The organism is Nocardia sp. NPDC058666, from assembly GCF_042714895.1.
In the GTDB taxonomy this organism is placed as follows: domain Bacteria; phylum Actinomycetota; class Actinomycetes; order Mycobacteriales; family Mycobacteriaceae; genus Nocardia.
This window is the reverse complement of the sequence record NZ_JBHXRY010000008.1, coordinates 194,015-209,896: the sequence shown is the minus strand read 5'-3', so window position 1 is coordinate 209,896 and position 15,882 is coordinate 194,015. Positions and strand designations below refer to the sequence as shown.

Sequence of the window (15,882 nt, the reverse complement as noted above, 5' to 3'; positions counted from 1 at the left end):
GTGCCCGCCGGGAGGGAAGATCGAGGCCCACAGGGCCGAGAACCGCGCGGCCCCGGCCGCCATAAACACCGAAAGTGTCCGATGCCGCTTCCTTCCGCACCTTCTCTGCCCGGCACTGATGTGCGTGCGGGCGCGCCCGACCAGAACGGGTCGAGCCCGGTGCATTCGGTGTCGGTGGTCGTGCCGGTATATCGGGGTGAGGAAACGATCGCCGCGCTGGTCACCGAGCTGGACCGGTTGACGGGCCCGATCACCACCGCCGCGGGCGCGCGCTTCGCCATCGCGGAGATCATCCTCGTGCACGACAACGGTCCCGATCGCTCCGATGTCGTGCTCCGGGAATTGGAAGGCTCCTACCCGCAGGTGCGTGCGGTGTGGTTGAGCCGCAATTTCGGGCAGGACGCGGCCACGATCGCCGGGATGGCGGCGGCGCGTGCCGACTGGATCGTCACCATGGACGAAGACGGTCAGCACGACCCGGCGTTCATCGCCGACTTCCTCGACGCGGCTTTGGCCTCGCGCGCGGACCTGGTCTACTCCAAGCCGTCGAACACCCGCCCGCACGGTTTCCTGCGCAATCTCACCTCGCGCGGCGCCAAAGTGGTGCTGGCCACGGTGTTCGCGTTCCCCGATTCGACGCGCTTCGAAAGCTTCCGGCTGATCCGCGGTGATATCGGCCGCCAGCTGGCCGAGGTCGCCGCCAACGGCGTGTACCTGGACGTGGCGCTGACCTGGGTGGTCGGCAACGCGGTGTCGGTGCCGGTGGTGCTGCGCGCGGAGGGCCGCGAGGAGTCCGGCTACAACTATCGCCGCCTGTTCTCGCTGTTCTGGAAGATGGTGCTGTGCAGCGGCACTCGTGGTCTGCGCCTGGTGAGCATGCTCGGGATCACGCTGGCCCTGGCCGGGGTGGTCATGGCCGCGGTGGTCATCGTGCAGACGCTGACCCAGGACAATCACGACCCCGAGGGTTGGGCGTCGATCATCGTGGTGATGCTGCTGTGTTCGGGCGCGACCCTGTTCTCGCTGGGTCTGATCGCGGAGTATCTCGGTGTCGCCCTGCACATCCTGGTCGGCAAGCCGCTGTACCTCACCGTGCAGACCCCGACACCGCGCCCGGATACGATGCACGCGCCGGCCGTGAACCATCGAGTCGACGCCGCGGTGCCGGCAGCCGCGACGGAGAAGGGCCACCGCGAGTGAGCGACCGCATCATCTTCAGCAGGCCGTTCCGCGCTGCCGCCGAACGCCCGAACCTGATGGCCGTGCTCGATTCCGATCACAGCCACGGCGACGGCCAGTTCACCAAATCGGCGACCGCGAAGATCAAGGCCATCACCGGCGCCGACCACGCGCTGCTGACCACCTCGTGCACGCACGCGCTCGAATTGGGCGCCCTGCTGCTGGAATTGGGCCCCGACGACGAGGTGATCGTCCCCAGTTTCGCGTTCACCTCCGCGGCCACCTCGATGGCGTTGCGCGGGTCGACGTGCGTGTTCGTCGACATCGACGAGTCCACGGGCAACATCGATCCCGCCGCCGCGGCCGCCGCGATCACCGACCGCACCAAGGCGATCGTGGTGATGCACTACGGCGGCGTGGCCGCGGACATGCAGCCGCTGCTCGACCTCGCCGCCCAGCACGGTGTGGCGATCATCGAGGACAACGCGCACGGGCTCGGCGGCACCTGGCGTGGCCGTCAGCTCGGCACGATCGGCACGCTGGGCACGCAGAGTTTCCACGACACCAAGAACGTGCACTGCGGTGAGGGTGGCGCGCTGCTGCTGTCGGACGAGATCCTGATGGGTCGCGCCGAGATCATGCGGGAGAAGGGCACCGACCGCGCGCGGTTCCTGCGCGGCCAGGTCGACAAGTACTCGTGGCAGGACATCGGTTCCAGCTACCTGCCCAGCGAACTCAACGCCGCCGTGCTCGACGCGCAGCTGGCCGAGTTCGACACCATCCAGGCCAACCGGCACCGCGTCTGGGACACCTACGCGGCCGCGCTGCCCGACTGGGCGGCTCGCAACGATGTGCGGCCGATGACGGTGCCCGCCGACGCCGGCCACACCGCGCACCTGTTCTACCTGCGGATGCCGACCGAGGAGAGCCGCGACGGGATCATCGCCCACCTCGCCGGTCAGGGCATCGTCGCGCCGTTCCACTACATTCCGCTGGATTCCAGCCCGGCCGGTCTCAAGTACGGCCGCACGCCGGTTCCGTGCACGCGGTCGGCGAACTTCTCGGCCACGATCGTGCGACTGCCGCTGTGGCCGTTGCTGCGTGAGGATCAGCTGAGTCGTGTGATCGACGCGGTCACCGCCTACCAGACGTAACCTACGACAAAGGCCGCCCGATTCTGCCGGGCGGCCTTTGTCATGTGAAAACTGCGGCCGGTGGGTCAGTTCCCGCCGAACAGCTCTGCCGCTGCCGCGTCGGTGAGCACCTCGTAGGTCTCGGTTTCCCGGTTGTAGATCCAGGTGCCCGGCCCGGCCTTCGGCAGACCCGCGGCTTGCACCGCAGAGGCCGACGGCCGGAAACTCGAACTGCGCGGAATCTCGTCCACGACGTACACCAGGTCGGGACGCTGACCGCGGTCCAGGCCGCGCATCGCCTCGGTGACATCGCCCGGTTCGATCCGGAACCCCGCGCGCACGCTCAGCGCGGCCGCGGCGATCGTGCCCGCGGGCGTCTTCAGCCCGAACGCCACCTCGAGGTCGACCGGGGTGATGTCGTTGAGCACGTCCACGATCGGCTGGGTGAACACCGGTCCGCGCGCGGTGCGGATCACCGTGTCGCGGCGGTCGACCAGCCAGTAGTCGCCGTCGCTGTCGCGGCGGAACAGGTTCTCCGTGGGCCACCAGGCGTCGCCGGCCTGGAACACGCCGCGCAACCCGCCGTCGGAGATGTCGCCACCGTCGACGGCCTTGCCCAGCAGCAGGCCGGGTTCGTTGTCGGCGCAGCGGCGGGCGAACCCGTCCTCGCCGACCAGGATCTGCTCGCTGACCGGGTCGTAGGCGACCAGTTCCACGCGCGCGGTGCCGGGAACGGGCCTGCCCTTGGAGCCGATCTTGGCGCCGGTGACATTGGCCAGCACCACGTCGCCGTCGATCGAGGCGTAGAACTCGAGCACGCTGGCCGGGGCGAACTGTTCCACGGTGCGCCGCCACAGACCCGCGGGCATACCGGAACCGATGAACAACCGGATCGGATGGGTGTGGCCGACCGGGAAGACCTGGGCGTCGAGCAGGTCACGCAACATGGTCCACGTGTAGGTGACCACGGTGACGCCGTAGCGATGCACCTCTTCGGCGAACCGACCCGGATCCATGTCCACCGGGCGGGCCAGCGCGATGCGGCTGCCACCGGCGATCGCGCCACCCAGACTCACCAGCAGACCGGACGAATGATGCAGTGGCGCAAGGCAATATACGGTGTCGCGACGGTCCAGGTCCGCGGCGCTCGCGGTACCGAATGCCGACAGCGCCCAGCGGTGATTGGTGATGTACTTCGCCTCGAGGCGGTCACCGGAGCCGAGCACGAGCACGAACGCCAGTTCGCGCGCCAGACCCGGATTCGGCCGGAACCAGGCAGGCACTCGCACCTGCGCCGGGTCGATCTGTTCGAGGTCGATCACCCGATCGCTGGTCGGCACCGCCAGCTGTCGACCCTTGCCGCCACCGAGCACGAGCACCCTGGCAGCGGTCGCGGCGGCGGTCCGCAGGTTCTCGGGGTCGGTGATCAGCGTCTGCACGCCGGTCAGCTCGATGGCCCGGTCAAGTTCCGCGCCCGGCGCCAGCAGCACCGCGACGGCACCGATGCGCGACAGCGCCGCCACCGAAGCCAGTGCGCTGGGCCGCGTTTCCATCATCACGCCCACCCGCATGGCGGGCCGGATGCCGACGGAGATCAGGCCACGCACCACATTGTCGACACGTTCCTCGACGGCGGCATTGGTGTGCACACGGTCGTCGAACAGCACCAGGTCCTTCTGTGGCGCGCGACGGGCGTGTTCGGTGAGCAGTTTGCCCAGCGAAATCCGCGTGTGCGGCTGGATCATGCCCAGTCGCGTGAGCCGGGGCAGCGCGCGTGCGGCCTCGCCGGCCATTTCGATCGAACCGCGAATAGTGTTGCCCGCGATACCTTCCAACACCTTGCCTACGCCCGCGCCCGCTTCGGCCAGACCGGCGGCGGTATGCATCATCCGGGTCGCGGCGGTGCGCGGCGCGTTGCTGGCGACGTGCTCCTGCATGGGCACGATCTGCTCGGGCAACATGCCGTTGCCGTCCATCCAGGCGATCCAGTCGCGCACCATCGGCCACGTGTGATTGGTGGCCGTGGAACCGGCGACCAAGCCGAAATGCCCTGCGACCAAACTGGCTTCGTACACTTCGGCATTGGGCGCGGCCCGCACGATCCCCCGCACCGCGGCAGGCTGACCGATGTCGTCGACCTCGCCGACGAACGCCAGAATCGGGCACTTCAGTTCGGCCAGCGACACCGGGTGATCGCGAATCACGAACCCGCCCAGCATCATCCGATTGTGCGCGACGAACTGCTTGAGCAGATCCGCCACCGCGGGACCCGAATACCCCACCCAGCCATCGCTGTTGAGGAACCGACGCTGACGTTCCTTGGGCAGCAACGCTTCCCGGTCGTGCAACTGCAGCAGGAAGTCGATGCGCGACTTGGCGGTCTTCACCGGGTCCAACATCTGGAAGCCGATGCGCACCATGGATTCGGTGATCGGCAGCCGGTGCATCACATGGTCGGCCAGGAAGTCCGCGACCTCGGAGACCACACCGTAGGGCAGCCCGAACGGCATCCCCGCGACGATGTCGACCGGGCTGCCGAACGTGACGATCGACGCCACGCCCTTGCCGTACCGGTAGGCGGTGGTCTGGTAGGCGAACATGCCGCCCTGTGAGTACCCCATCAGGTGCAGTTGCGCGCCGGTGGCTTCGCAGACGGTGTCGATGGCGGAGTTCACCGCGAGCACATGGTCGGCCAGGTCGCGTTCCCAGCCGCCTTCCTCGGTGGCGGGTGAGCCGAAATCGATGACCCAGCAGTCGATTCCGCTGGCGTGCAGGATACCGACCGCGCCGCCCGCGGCATTGACGTCCCAGATGTCGGCGTTCACCATCAACGGCGGCACCAGCAGTGCCACCGGACGGCCGGGCGTCGTGTCATCGGGGAAGTAGTGGCGCAGCCGATACATGCGTCGACGCTCGACGACCTCGAAAGGCGACGACTCCACATCGTGTGACAACCCGCCGAAGCGGATCACCTCCAGCCCGTTCTGCGCGGTAGCCAGCAACCGCTGCACCGAACCGACCACACCTTTTGGACTGATATCCACCGTTCCCACCTGGCCCTACCTATTCTCAGTGACACACCTCACACACCCCGATGTGCTCATCTGAGCTTGCCACACCGGACCTCCATTATGTGTCGGCTGTGACAGGCCGCATGCTCGCCCGACGTACGTCACACCGCCTGTCGGCGCACCCATTCCGCGCGCCGATAAAGTGGACCGGGTGACCCCAACGCCCGCCGACACCTCGACCGACCGCGAAACCATGCTCGTGGAGTTGGTCGACGACACCGGCGTCGCGACCGGGGCGTGCTCGGTGGACGAAGCCCATCGACCCCCCGGCATCCTGCACCGCGCCTTCTCCGTACTGCTGTTCGACCGTCGCGGCAACGTCCTGTTGCAACAGCGCGCCGCGGTGAAGACCCGGTTCCCGCTGCAGTGGGCCAACACCTGCTGCGGGCACCCCACGCCCGGCCAGGCTGTGACCGAGGCCGCCGCGATCCGGTTGCGTGAGGAGTTCGGAATGACGGCCGAACTGTCGGAGGTGGGCGTGTTCACCTACCGCGCCGGCGACGAGTCCACCGGGCGCGTGGAGTACGAATACGACCACGTGCTGATCGGTTCGGTCGGCAGCCTGCCCCCGCGGCCCGATCCGACGGAGATCGCCTGCTGGGCGTGGATTCCCCCGCAGGCGGTGCGGGTCGACATGACAGCCAACCCCGGTAAGTACACCCCCTGGCTGCCGCAGGTCCTCGACATCGCCGAAGCCCACCGCCCCTGACCTCCCCGCTCCTTTCCGTCTCCTTGCCCAGGCGCACCACCGCTCTGATGCGCATATCTATATCTGTCTATGTATCTCAGTTCCTTGGCGAACTCACAGGTGCACCACAGTCCCCGAACAGGCCGCCCGACCAGGCTGGTCTTCGAACGGTTCGCACGAGCAGGTAGTGGAGGTAGCGATGGTCGAGGTCGAGATAAACGACGACACGGTGACGGTCAATGTGCTCGGAGGGCATCGCCTGCTCGCCCTGCGCCAACAGGTCGTGATCGACCGCGCCGCCATCACCGAGATCACCACCGCCGAAGTGGACCTGCGCCCGCCGTGGGTCCGCGCGCCCGGCACCTTCATCCCCGGTGTGATCGCCGCCGGCGTCTACCGCGGCAAGGGCCGCAAAGAGTTCTGGGACACCACCTTCGGTGGCAGCGCCGTCCGAATCGACCTCGAGGGACCCGATTTCACCCGCCTGGTCGTCGACGTCGACGATCTCGACGCGGTCCTGCACGCCCTGAACACCGAAACCGTCGCCGCCTGAACATCATTCACGAACCGAACGTCTCCAGCAGACCCGTATAGGACTTCGCCGGCGGTGTCGCGAACTCTCCCCTACCCGACTTCCGCAGCCCCAGTGTGACCAGGGACTGCACGGTGAGGGTGGCCGCCGCGACACCGTCGATCACCGGCACCCCGATCTCGTCGCGAATGTGCGCGCACAGCTCGGCCATTCCCGCACAACCCAGCACCACGGCGTCAGATCCGTCCTGCGCGACCGCCTCCCGGCACGCCCGCGTCACGATCTCGCGCGCGTGCGGATCGCTGTCCAGCGCGAGCACCGGCAGTTCGCACGCGTGCAGCCCACGGCAGAACCGTTGCATCCCATAGCGTTCCGCCAGATCCTGTGCCCGGCCGATCGTGCGCCCCAGCGTGGTGACCACACTGAACCCGCGCCCCAGATGACTGGCCGCGTGCATGGCCGCTTCCGCGATCCCGATCACCGGCCCGGTTGCCAGTTCTCGCGCCGCGTCCAACCCGGGATCGCCGAAGCAGGCGATGACATACCCGTCCACACCCTCGGCCTCCCCCTGCCGGATCGCGGCGAGCACCCCCGGCACGCTCATCGCCTCGTCGTAGTGGCTCTCGATCGACGTCGGCCCGAACTCCGACGTCACCGCGTCCAGCAGTGTGCCCGGGCCGACGACAGCCCGGGCACACCGCTCGATCGTGTCGGTCATCGCCCGCGTGGTATTCGGATTGATGACCCTGATCCGCATCAGGCACCGCCCTCCCCGACAGCAGCCGCGCGCTTGGCACCGGTCAGCGCGTAGTAGACCGCGAACCCGATCCCGCAGCCGATGAACCAGCTGTACTGGGCGGCGGTGTGCATGCCCGGCAGGCTGTTGGCCAGCACCGGGAACACCGCGATCGCCGCGGCGATCATGCCGCCCGCTCGCCAGCTGATCCGCTGCGGACTCACGTTCGAGAAGTCGAAGGCCGGGGCGATGAAGTTGGCGACGATGTTGATGCCGATGGTGGCGATAGTGAAGGTGAGAGCACCGAGCACGATCGCGAACGTCGAATCGATCTCGGCGACGGTGGCGACCGGGTCGGTGATGAGCTGCCCGTACACGGGCACCGTCAGCGACGCGGTGATCACCACCAGCAGCGAGAACATCAGGAAGTTCACCGGCAGCCCGAGCAGATTGCCGCGCTTGACCGCCGCGAAACTCTTTCCGTAGCGGGAGAAGTCGCCGAAATTGAGCATCGGCCCGGAGAAGTACGACACCACCAACGCGATCGCACCGAGCATGACCGGCACCGACGCCCACCCGGTGTAGGTCACCTCGCCCAGGTTCAGGTCGATCGCACTCCACCCGCCCTCGGCGATCAGATACCCACACAGCACGAACATCACGACATACACAGCGGGACCGCAGAAGTCGATGAACTTGCGAATGGATTCCATGCCGCGCCAGAACACGCACGCCTGCACCACCCACAGCAGCAGGAAACTGCCCCACCCCAGCGCCGACAACCCGGCGAATCCGTAGTCGGCGGTGACGGCATAGGGTGCCAATCCCGGAAACAGCTTCACCAGAACGACATCCAGTGCCGCCGACGCGAGAAACGTCTGAATTCCGTACCAGGCCACCGCGATCAGCCCACGGATGATCGCGGGAATATTCGCGCCGAGCACACCGAACGCGCTGCGGCAGATCACCGGATACGGCACGCCGGTCAGCTGACTCGGTTTGGCCACCAGATTGCAGAACAAGTACACGATGGTGATGCCGATGAGCAGCGCGGCCAACACCTGCCAGCTGGCCAGGCCGAGGGCGAAAAGGCTTCCCGCCGTGACATATCCGCCGACGCTGTGCACGTCCGACATCCAGAACGCGAAGATGTTGTAGGTGCCCCAGGTCTGCTTGCGCAGCGGCGCGAGATCGGAATTCGTCAGTCGCGGGTCGTAGGCGGATGGTTCACCGTCGGGAACCACCGCGGACTTGATGAGGTCGGTCATGATCGTTCCCGTCCGAAAGGGTGTATCTGCTGAGCTGACGGTAAGTTTCAGCAGTTGCGCCGCAGTTTCTCGGGAATTTCGGCCCTATTGCACCGAAGATATATCTTCGGGCGCGAGCAATCCCGTGTCGGTCGGCAGGGTCGCGATCACTGATTCCAGTCTGCGGTGGTGTTCCTCGGCGGCGGCGAGGAGGCGGTCCACGTCGCGGGCGAGGAAGGCGTCGAGCATGGCGATGTGGTCGCTGTGCAGGCGTTCGCGGTCGAGTCGGTCGATGTGCACCATCGATTGCACCGGCTCGGTGACATTCCAGGCCGCTTCGAGCATGTACAGCAGCCGGAACATGCGCGATGGTCTGGTCAGCGCGACGTGGAAACTGCGGGACTGGCGCTGGTAGGTCGCCGGGTCGTCGTCGAGGATGGCGCGTTCGAGTAGGTCGTTGACCGCGAGCAGGTGCGCGCGCTCGTCGTCGTTCGCGTGCAGGGCGGCCGCGGCCAGTGACGCCGTCTCCAAAGTGTCTCGCACGATGTACATTTCGCGCAGTTCACGGGCGGTGAGCTGGGCTACCTCGTAGCCGCGCTGCGGCCGGTGGGTGACCAGCCCCTCTCCGATCAGGGTCTTGAGCGCCTCGCGGACCGGGATGTGGCTCACGCCGAACAGTTCGGCTACTTCGCGCAGCGGAATCACCGTGCACGGCGGGACGGCGCCGTCCAGGATCACCCGGCGCAGTTCACCGAGAATCACTTGCGGTCGGCCTGGCTCGTCGACCACCAGCCTTGCCAGCAGCGCCGATCGTCGTCTCGGGGGCATGCACACAGGCTATGGACGGCGTATTGCGCGCGGACTGTTCGATGTGACGGTTGGGAAACGATCACCGTACCGACCGGTCGCTTGTGTGCGATGGCATGCTCGGGGGATGGGAGTTTCGACAACACAGTCGGTGGATCGCCGCTTCGTGCGTTTGGTGACGGTGTTCGACAGCCTGTTCCGCAAGCCCTCGCACGGGGGCGGCGCGCTGTGCGTGTACCTGCACGGCGAGCCGGTGGTCGACGTGTGGGCGGGGCAAGCCAGCCCGGGTGTGCCGTGGAACGCGGACTCGGTGGCGTTGGGTTTCTCCACCGGAAAAGGCGTGGCGTCCACGGTGATTCACCAGTTGGCCGATCGTGGGCAGCTCGATTACGACAGCCCTGTGGCGGAATACTGGCCGGAGTTCGCGGCGGCAGGCAAGGCCGATATCACCGTGCGCGACGTGCTCACCCACCGCGCCGGCCTGCACCGTTTACGTGGACTACTGCCCGGTCCGGTCGAGAGTTTCCTCGACGACAAGGCTGTCACCGAGGCATTGGCCGCGGCCACTCCGGACCCCCGCCACAAGGTCACCAGCGGCTATCACGGAATCAGCTACGGGCACTTGGCCGCTGAGATCGTGCAGCGGGTGACCGGCCGCGAGTTCGTCGACGTCGTGCGCACCGAACTCGCCGAACCGCTTGGTGCCGAAGAACTCTGGTTCCGTGTTCCCCACGACCAACGACATCGCATCGCGACCACCTTCCCCCGCCTGCGCGCGGCGGGCATGGACTGGGACACCGGCTCCGATCTGCTTACCCGCACCCGCTTCGCCGCGGCCGCGGAAACCACTCCGCGCGGCTTCGCGGACCTGATAGTCGATGCGCGCGTGCATGATTCGGTGATGCCGGGCGTGAACGGCGTGTTCTCCGCCCGCGCCCTGGCCCGCGTGTACGCCGCCCTGGCCAACGGCGGTGAACTCGACGGCACCCGCATCCTGTCCCCCGACGCGATCCCCCGCTTCGCCGCCCGTCAGGTCTTCACCCCCGATTACGTGCTGGCCTTCCGCATCCCCTGGGCGATGGGTTTTCACGGGGTGCCCATGAAACCGTCCAAGTCCGACCCGATCTCCGCCTTCGGCCACTTCGGCCTCGGCGGCTCGGGCGCCTTCGCCGATCCCGAGACCGGTCTGTCCCTGGCGTTCGTCACCAACCGCCTCGGCGGCAAACTCACACCCCTGGGCGACGCCCGCCTGACCCGCCTGAGCACCATCGCCCACAACATCGCCAAGGAACGCTGACTGGACAGTCGATCACCAGGCTCTGACGCAAACATCGCCCGAGAAGGATTCTGCACAGAAGCCTGGTGATCACACGTCCAGCAGGGTGATCTGCGCCGAACAGCGCATTGACGCCCCCAATACGTGGATCCACCCGGCACCGCGGCCGAGCCTGGCACTATGTGGCGAATGGAGACCGTGGGACTGGAGCAGATCGAGGCCGCCGCCGCTCTGTTGGCGCCGGTGATTCGGCGGACGCCGACCGTGGGGTCGCGGGTGTTGTCGGAGCGTGCGGGCACGCAGGTGCTGCTCAAGTGTGAGAATTTGCAACGCACCGGATCGTTCAAGCCGCGTGGGGCTTATAACCGGATCGCGAATCTGCCGGTGGCGGACCGGGTTCGGGGCGTGGTGGCGGCCAGCGCCGGCAATCACGCGCAAGGGGTGGCGTGGGCGGCCAGTGAGCTCGGGATCACCTCGACGGTGTTCATGCCCGTCGGGGCGTCGCTGCCGAAGCTGGTGGCTACGCGTGCCTATGGTGCCGAGGTACATCTGGTGGGCGACACCATCGACGAATCTCTGGTCGCCGCACAGGAATTCGCGCAGCGCACCGGCGCGACGCTGATCCACCCGTTCGACCACGCCGATGTCGTGGCAGGTCAGGCCACGGTCGCGCTGGAAATACTCGAACAGGTCCCTGATGTGGGCACGGTGATCGTGCCGACCGGTGGCGGAGGGTTGCTCGCGGGCATCGCGGTGGCCTTGCACGCGCTGGCGCCGAACGTGCGGGTGATCGGGGTGCAGGCGGCCGAGGCGGCGGCGTGGCCGGAGTCGCTGGTGGCGGGCAAACCTGTTCGGGTGCCGAAGATGTCGACGATGGCCGACGGCATCGCGGTCGGCCTGCCCGGCGCGGTGCCGTTCGGGCATGTCGCGAAGTTGGTGTCGGAGATCGTCACCGTCGACGAGGACGCGCTGTCCAAGGCGCTGCTGCTGTGCCTGGAACGAGCCAAGCTGATCGTCGAACCCGCCGGCGCGGCCGGTGTCGCGGCGCTGCTGACGTCGGCGCTGCACGACCTGCCCGGTCCGGTGGTGGTCGTGCTGTCCGGCGGCAATATCGACCCGCTGCTGCTGACCCGCGTCATCGGCCACGGCCTCGCCGCCGCGGGCCGCTATATGGCCCTGCGCGTCACCATCGACGACCGGCCCGGAGCGCTGTCCGCGCTGTTGGCCGTGATCGGTCGGGCCGGCGCGAGCGTGGTCGACGTGGTGCATTCGCGAACGGGTCCGTGGCTGGACGTCGACGAAGTGGAGGTGTCGCTCACCGTGGAAACGCGGGGCGCCACCCACCGCGACGAGGTGCTGTTCGCCCTGCGTGATACCGGATTCCGAGTCCGGACCGAACCAGACCTCTAGCCCGATCCAGGCATCGACCGAACTCGTACCCGAGCTCGGTTCACGCATCGTCTTGGACTCGTATCCGGCGCCGCCTGGGCTCGAGCCCGTTCGCGCGTCGACCGGACTCGTCTCTCGATGCCCGCCCGGTGGCGCTATCCCGACCTACGCATCGACCGGGCGCGACCTCGACCTTCAGCTGAGCCAGGCGCGGGCGTCGTCGGCGGTCTTGCGGACCTCGTCGAGTTGCTCGGCCACCCGCACGCCTGCGGTGCCGCCGCGGGCGTTGCGGGAGGCGATCGAGCCCTGGACTGTGAGCACGTCGCGCACGCCCGCGGTCAGGGCGGGATCGACGGCGGCGAACTCTTCGTCGGTGAGGTCGGCCAGGCCCACCCCGCGCGCTTCGGCCACGCGCACGCACGCGCCGGCCGCTTCGTGGGCGACGCGGAACGGAACACCTTGGCGCACCATCCATTCCGCGATGTCGGTCGCGAGAGTGAAACCGGCAGGGGCCAATTCGGCCATCCGGTCGGTGTGGAAGGTGAGGGTGCCGACCAACCCCGCGATGGCCGGCAACAACAGTTCGAGCTGGGCGACGGAGTCGAAGACCGGCTCTTTGTCTTCCTGCAGATCCCGGTTGTACGCCAGCGGTTGGGCTTTCAGCGTGGCGAGCAGTCCGGTGAGGTTGCCGATCAGTCGACCGGCCTTGCCGCGAGTCAGTTCGGAGACATCGGGATTCTTCTTCTGCGGCATGATCGAGGAACCGGTGGACCAGGCATCGGCGAGGGTGACGTAGCCGAATTCCGGTGTGCTCCAGATGATGACCTCTTCGGCCATCCGGCTCAGGTCGACACCGATCATGGCCAGCACGAACGCGGCCTCGGCGGCGAAGTCACGCGAGGAGGTCGCGTCGATCGAATTCGCTGCCGACGCAGTGAAATTCAGCTCCGCGGCGATCTGCTCGGGGTCCAGACCCAGCGAGGAACCGGCCAGCGCACCCGAACCGTACGGGGAGATGGCGGCCCGCTTGTCGAAGTCGCGCAGGCGTTCCAGATCGCGCAGCAGTGGATGTGCGTGGGCGAGAAGGTGATGCGACAGCAGCACCGGTTGGGCGGCCTGCAGGTGAGTCTTGCCCGGCATCACCGCGTCCGGGTGCGCGGCAGCCTGCGCGACGAGCGCGTCGACCACATCGAGCACACCGGCGGCGACGCGACGCACACCGTCGCGCAGCCACATCCGAAACAGGGTCGCCACCTGGTCGTTGCGCGAGCGTCCGGCCCGCAACCGACCACCGAGCTCGGTCCCGACCCGCTCGATCAGCCCCCGCTCGAGCGCACCGTGCACGTCCTCGTCGGAGTCGGCAGGACCGTAAGCACCGGAAGCGACATCGGCCGCGAGCGCGTCCAGCCCGGCCAACATGGCGGGCAGATCGTCATCGGCGAGCAGCCCGGCCTTGTGCAGCACCCGAGCGTGCGCCTTCGACGCGCGAATGTCGTAGGGCGCCAACACCCAGTCGAAGTGCGTCGACTTGCTCAACGCCGCCATCGCCTCGGCGGGCCCGGACGTGAATCGCCCACCCCAGAGCGCACCTTCGTTGGTTCCGACGTGAGTCATCAGTGCCCTCTCTCGGGTTGGCTTGTCGAGCGTATGTTTGGTGCTGACTGATCTCGCAAGTACATGGGTAACTCACCGGGCACGCCCAGAACGTTCACACGTCCCAGAGGTGAGCCCGGCGAGTCACGCAACCACCACCCCGCGACCGGCAAAAGACGCGGAGAGGCGGGGGAGCCTAGGCGAGGTCGCGGCGGGCGGCGACCTTCGAGGACAGGCCGTGGATCTGGACGAAGCCCTTGGCCAGCGACTGGTCGAAGGTGTCGCCCTCGTCGTAGGTGGCCAGGTTGAAGTCGTAGAGCGACTGGTCCGAGCGACGCCCGTTGACCACCGCGGACCCACCGTGCAGCACCATGCGGATGTCGCCGGTGACGGTCTGCTGGGTGTCGGTGATGAACGCGTCCAGGGCGCGCTTGAGCGGGGAGTACCACAGGCCGTCGTAGGCCAGCTCGCCCCAGCGCTGCTCGACCTGCCGCTTGTAGCGGGCCAGTTCGCGCTCGATGGTGACGGCTTCCAGGGCCTGGTGCGCGGTGATCAGCGCGATGGCACCGGGTGCCTCGTAGATCTCGCGGCTCTTGATGCCCACGAGACGGTCCTCGACCATGTCGAGGCGGCCGACACCCTGACGGCCGGCGCGGGTGTTCATCTCCTCGATGGCCTGCAGCACGGACACGGGCTTGCCGTCGATGGCGACCGGCACACCCTTCTCGAAGCTGATGATCACCTCGTCGGGCGCTTCGAAGTTCACCGTGGCGTCGGCGGTGTAGTCGTAGACGTCCTTGGTGGGCGCGTTCCACAGGTCCTCGAGGAACCCGGTCTCCACCGCGCGGCCCCACACGTTCTGGTCGATGGAGAACGGGGACTTCTTGGTGACGTTGATCGGGAGCTTGTTCTCCTCGGCGAACGCGATGGCCTTCTCACGGGTCCAGGCGTAGTCGCGGACCGGGGCGATGACCTCGAGGTCGGGGGCAAGGGCGCCGATGCCGACCTCGAAGCGGACCTGGTCGTTGCCCTTGCCGGTGCAGCCGTGCGACACGGTGGTGGCGTTGTGGAACTTGGCGGCCTCGACGAGGTGCTTGACGATCAGCGGGCGGCTGATGGCCGACACGAGCGGGTACTGGCCCTGGTACATGGCGTTGGCCTGGATGGTGGGCAGGCAGTACTGCTCGGCGAACTCGTCGCGCGCGTCGACCACGATGGCCTCCACGGCGCCGCAGTCCAGCGCGCGCTGTCGGATGGCTTCCATGTCCTCGCCGCCCTGGCCGAGGTCGATGGCCACGGCCACCACCTCGGAACCGGTCTCCTTCGCGATCCAGCTGATGGCGACGGAGGTGTCAAGCCCACCGGAGTAGGCGAGTACGACGCGATCGGACATGTTTGTTGTGCTCCTCGACGTGGGTTCTTCCTTCGGCTGTCGCCGTTGCTACAAATGATTATGCACGATGATGCAATCTCATTCATAACCGGGGTGCGAGCCCGCGGCGGATCTGACTGAAATAGACGATCACCTGCGACGATACCGCCGCGCGCCTTGGCGGGTACGCTCGGCTATGAGACGCTGGTCACAGCTGATACTCGCCGGTCGGGACCAAAGGAGCCATCATGCAGTCGTTACGTGATTTCGCCGAGGCCAACTACGACCTGATCGGGACGGTGGTCATCGGCTTGGGAAACATGAGTCTGAACGTGGCCAAGGCCGTGATCGAGCTCGGCACTCCCCTGCTCCAGGGATTTTTCGCCTGACCATTCGACGCGCCTGACCACTTCGACGCAAGGAGCACACCATGGATGACGCCCTGCAGTACCTGTCCGACAACTACAACGCGGTGGCCAACCTGGGGTTGTACGTCATACACACCACCGTCGAGCTCACCCTCCCGCTGACGACGCTGATCCTGAACTTCCTCGCCTCCTGACCCCGCACGTGTGGCACGCTGAGACAGCACTATGACGCTGAGACAGCACTATTCGGCTCGCCACACGTGAGGACGAACAAGATGCTCCACTACATCGCACAAGAATTCTCGACACTGGGCAACGGTGTTCTCGATGTCGGCCGCGCCGTGGTCGCGCTGGTGCAGGACATCATCGATGTCGCCACGCCGAACAATCACGGCGGCGGCGCGGGCGGCGGTCAGTACCCGTTCAACTGATCCCGGGCCGTGTCGCCGTGCGGTTTTCGGCGCGAGTTGCCGCGCACGGCGCATCACCGC

The 15,882-nt window shown here is 67.2% G+C and carries 15 protein-coding genes; 9 read left to right on the top strand and 6 right to left on the bottom strand.

Annotated features, from left to right (window positions below; translation table 11 throughout):
• The first annotated feature begins 159 nt into the window (after positions 1-159).
• Positions 160-1,200 carry a glycosyltransferase gene (locus tag ACFWVD_RS19735; protein WP_379244776.1) on the top strand — a complete coding sequence of 347 codons (1,041 nt, stop codon included), beginning with the start codon at positions 160-162 and terminating at the stop codon, positions 1,198-1,200.
• A complete protein-coding gene (gene rffA, locus ACFWVD_RS19730; RefSeq protein WP_379244728.1) occupies positions 1,197-2,333 on the top strand; it encodes a dTDP-4-amino-4,6-dideoxygalactose transaminase in 1,137 nt (378 codons plus the stop codon). The genes ACFWVD_RS19735 and rffA overlap by 4 nt, the downstream gene beginning before the upstream one ends.
• Positions 2,334-2,398: 65 nt before the next feature.
• Here the strand turns inward: rffA and ACFWVD_RS19725 are convergent, their stop codons facing one another.
• Entirely contained in the window at positions 2,399-5,356 is a 2,958-nt protein-coding gene (locus ACFWVD_RS19725; RefSeq protein WP_379244726.1) for an AMP-binding protein, read from the bottom strand.
• 178 nt (positions 5,357-5,534) lie between these two features.
• Between ACFWVD_RS19725 and idi the strand changes: the two genes are divergently transcribed.
• On the top strand, positions 5,535-6,092 hold the full coding sequence (idi, locus tag ACFWVD_RS19720; protein ID WP_379244724.1) for an isopentenyl-diphosphate Delta-isomerase: 558 nt from the start codon (positions 5,535-5,537) through the stop codon (positions 6,090-6,092).
• A 178-nt stretch (positions 6,093-6,270) separates the two neighbouring features.
• On the top strand, positions 6,271-6,624 hold the full coding sequence (locus ACFWVD_RS19715) for a hypothetical protein (RefSeq protein WP_379244722.1): 354 nt from the start codon (positions 6,271-6,273) through the stop codon (positions 6,622-6,624).
• 7 nt (positions 6,625-6,631) lie between these two features.
• Here the strand turns inward: ACFWVD_RS19715 and ACFWVD_RS19710 are convergent, their stop codons facing one another.
• The 3 genes from ACFWVD_RS19710 to ACFWVD_RS19700 form a co-directional block, all read right to left on the bottom strand.
• Positions 6,632-7,360, bottom strand: coding sequence for an aspartate/glutamate racemase family protein (locus tag ACFWVD_RS19710; RefSeq protein ID WP_379244720.1), 729 nt, complete (start codon positions 7,358-7,360; stop codon positions 6,632-6,634).
• Complete coding sequence (locus ACFWVD_RS19705; protein ID WP_379244718.1) at positions 7,360-8,607, bottom strand: NCS1 family nucleobase:cation symporter-1; 1,248 nt, start codon at positions 8,605-8,607, stop codon at positions 7,360-7,362. The genes ACFWVD_RS19710 and ACFWVD_RS19705 overlap by 1 nt, the downstream gene beginning before the upstream one ends.
• A gap of 84 nt (positions 8,608-8,691) precedes the next feature.
• Entirely contained in the window at positions 8,692-9,414 is a 723-nt protein-coding gene (locus ACFWVD_RS19700; RefSeq protein WP_379244716.1) for a GntR family transcriptional regulator, read from the bottom strand.
• Between the two features lie 106 nt (positions 9,415-9,520).
• Here ACFWVD_RS19700 and ACFWVD_RS19695 point away from each other — a divergent pair, with 106 nt between their 5' ends.
• Positions 9,521-10,690: a serine hydrolase domain-containing protein gene (locus ACFWVD_RS19695; RefSeq protein ID WP_379244715.1), complete on the top strand. Its 1,170-nt coding sequence runs from the start codon at positions 9,521-9,523 to the stop codon at positions 10,688-10,690.
• A 159-nt stretch (positions 10,691-10,849) separates the two neighbouring features.
• Positions 10,850-12,079 carry a threonine ammonia-lyase gene (gene ilvA, locus ACFWVD_RS19690; protein WP_379244713.1) on the top strand — a complete coding sequence of 410 codons (1,230 nt, stop codon included), beginning with the start codon at positions 10,850-10,852 and terminating at the stop codon, positions 12,077-12,079.
• A gap of 174 nt (positions 12,080-12,253) precedes the next feature.
• Here the strand turns inward: ilvA and argH are convergent, their stop codons facing one another.
• Positions 12,254-13,672: an argininosuccinate lyase gene (argH, locus tag ACFWVD_RS19685; protein ID WP_379244711.1), complete on the bottom strand. Its 1,419-nt coding sequence runs from the start codon at positions 13,670-13,672 to the stop codon at positions 12,254-12,256.
• 175 nt (positions 13,673-13,847) lie between these two features.
• Positions 13,848-15,044 carry an argininosuccinate synthase gene (locus ACFWVD_RS19680; protein ID WP_379244709.1) on the bottom strand — a complete coding sequence of 399 codons (1,197 nt, stop codon included), beginning with the start codon at positions 15,042-15,044 and terminating at the stop codon, positions 13,848-13,850.
• A 227-nt stretch (positions 15,045-15,271) separates the two neighbouring features.
• Here ACFWVD_RS19680 and ACFWVD_RS19675 point away from each other — a divergent pair, with 227 nt between their 5' ends.
• The 3 genes from ACFWVD_RS19675 (at position 15,272) to ACFWVD_RS19665 (ending at position 15,822) form a co-directional block, all read left to right on the top strand.
• Entirely contained in the window at positions 15,272-15,412 is a 141-nt protein-coding gene (locus tag ACFWVD_RS19675; RefSeq protein ID WP_379244707.1) for a hypothetical protein, read from the top strand.
• Between the two features lie 41 nt (positions 15,413-15,453).
• Positions 15,454-15,585 (top strand): hypothetical protein, encoded by a 132-nt coding sequence (locus ACFWVD_RS19670; RefSeq protein WP_379244705.1) that lies wholly within the window; start codon positions 15,454-15,456, stop codon positions 15,583-15,585.
• Positions 15,586-15,666: 81 nt separating this feature from the next.
• Positions 15,667-15,822 (top strand): hypothetical protein, encoded by a 156-nt coding sequence (locus ACFWVD_RS19665; RefSeq protein WP_379244703.1) that lies wholly within the window; start codon positions 15,667-15,669, stop codon positions 15,820-15,822.
• Positions 15,823-15,882: the final 60 nt, after the last annotated feature.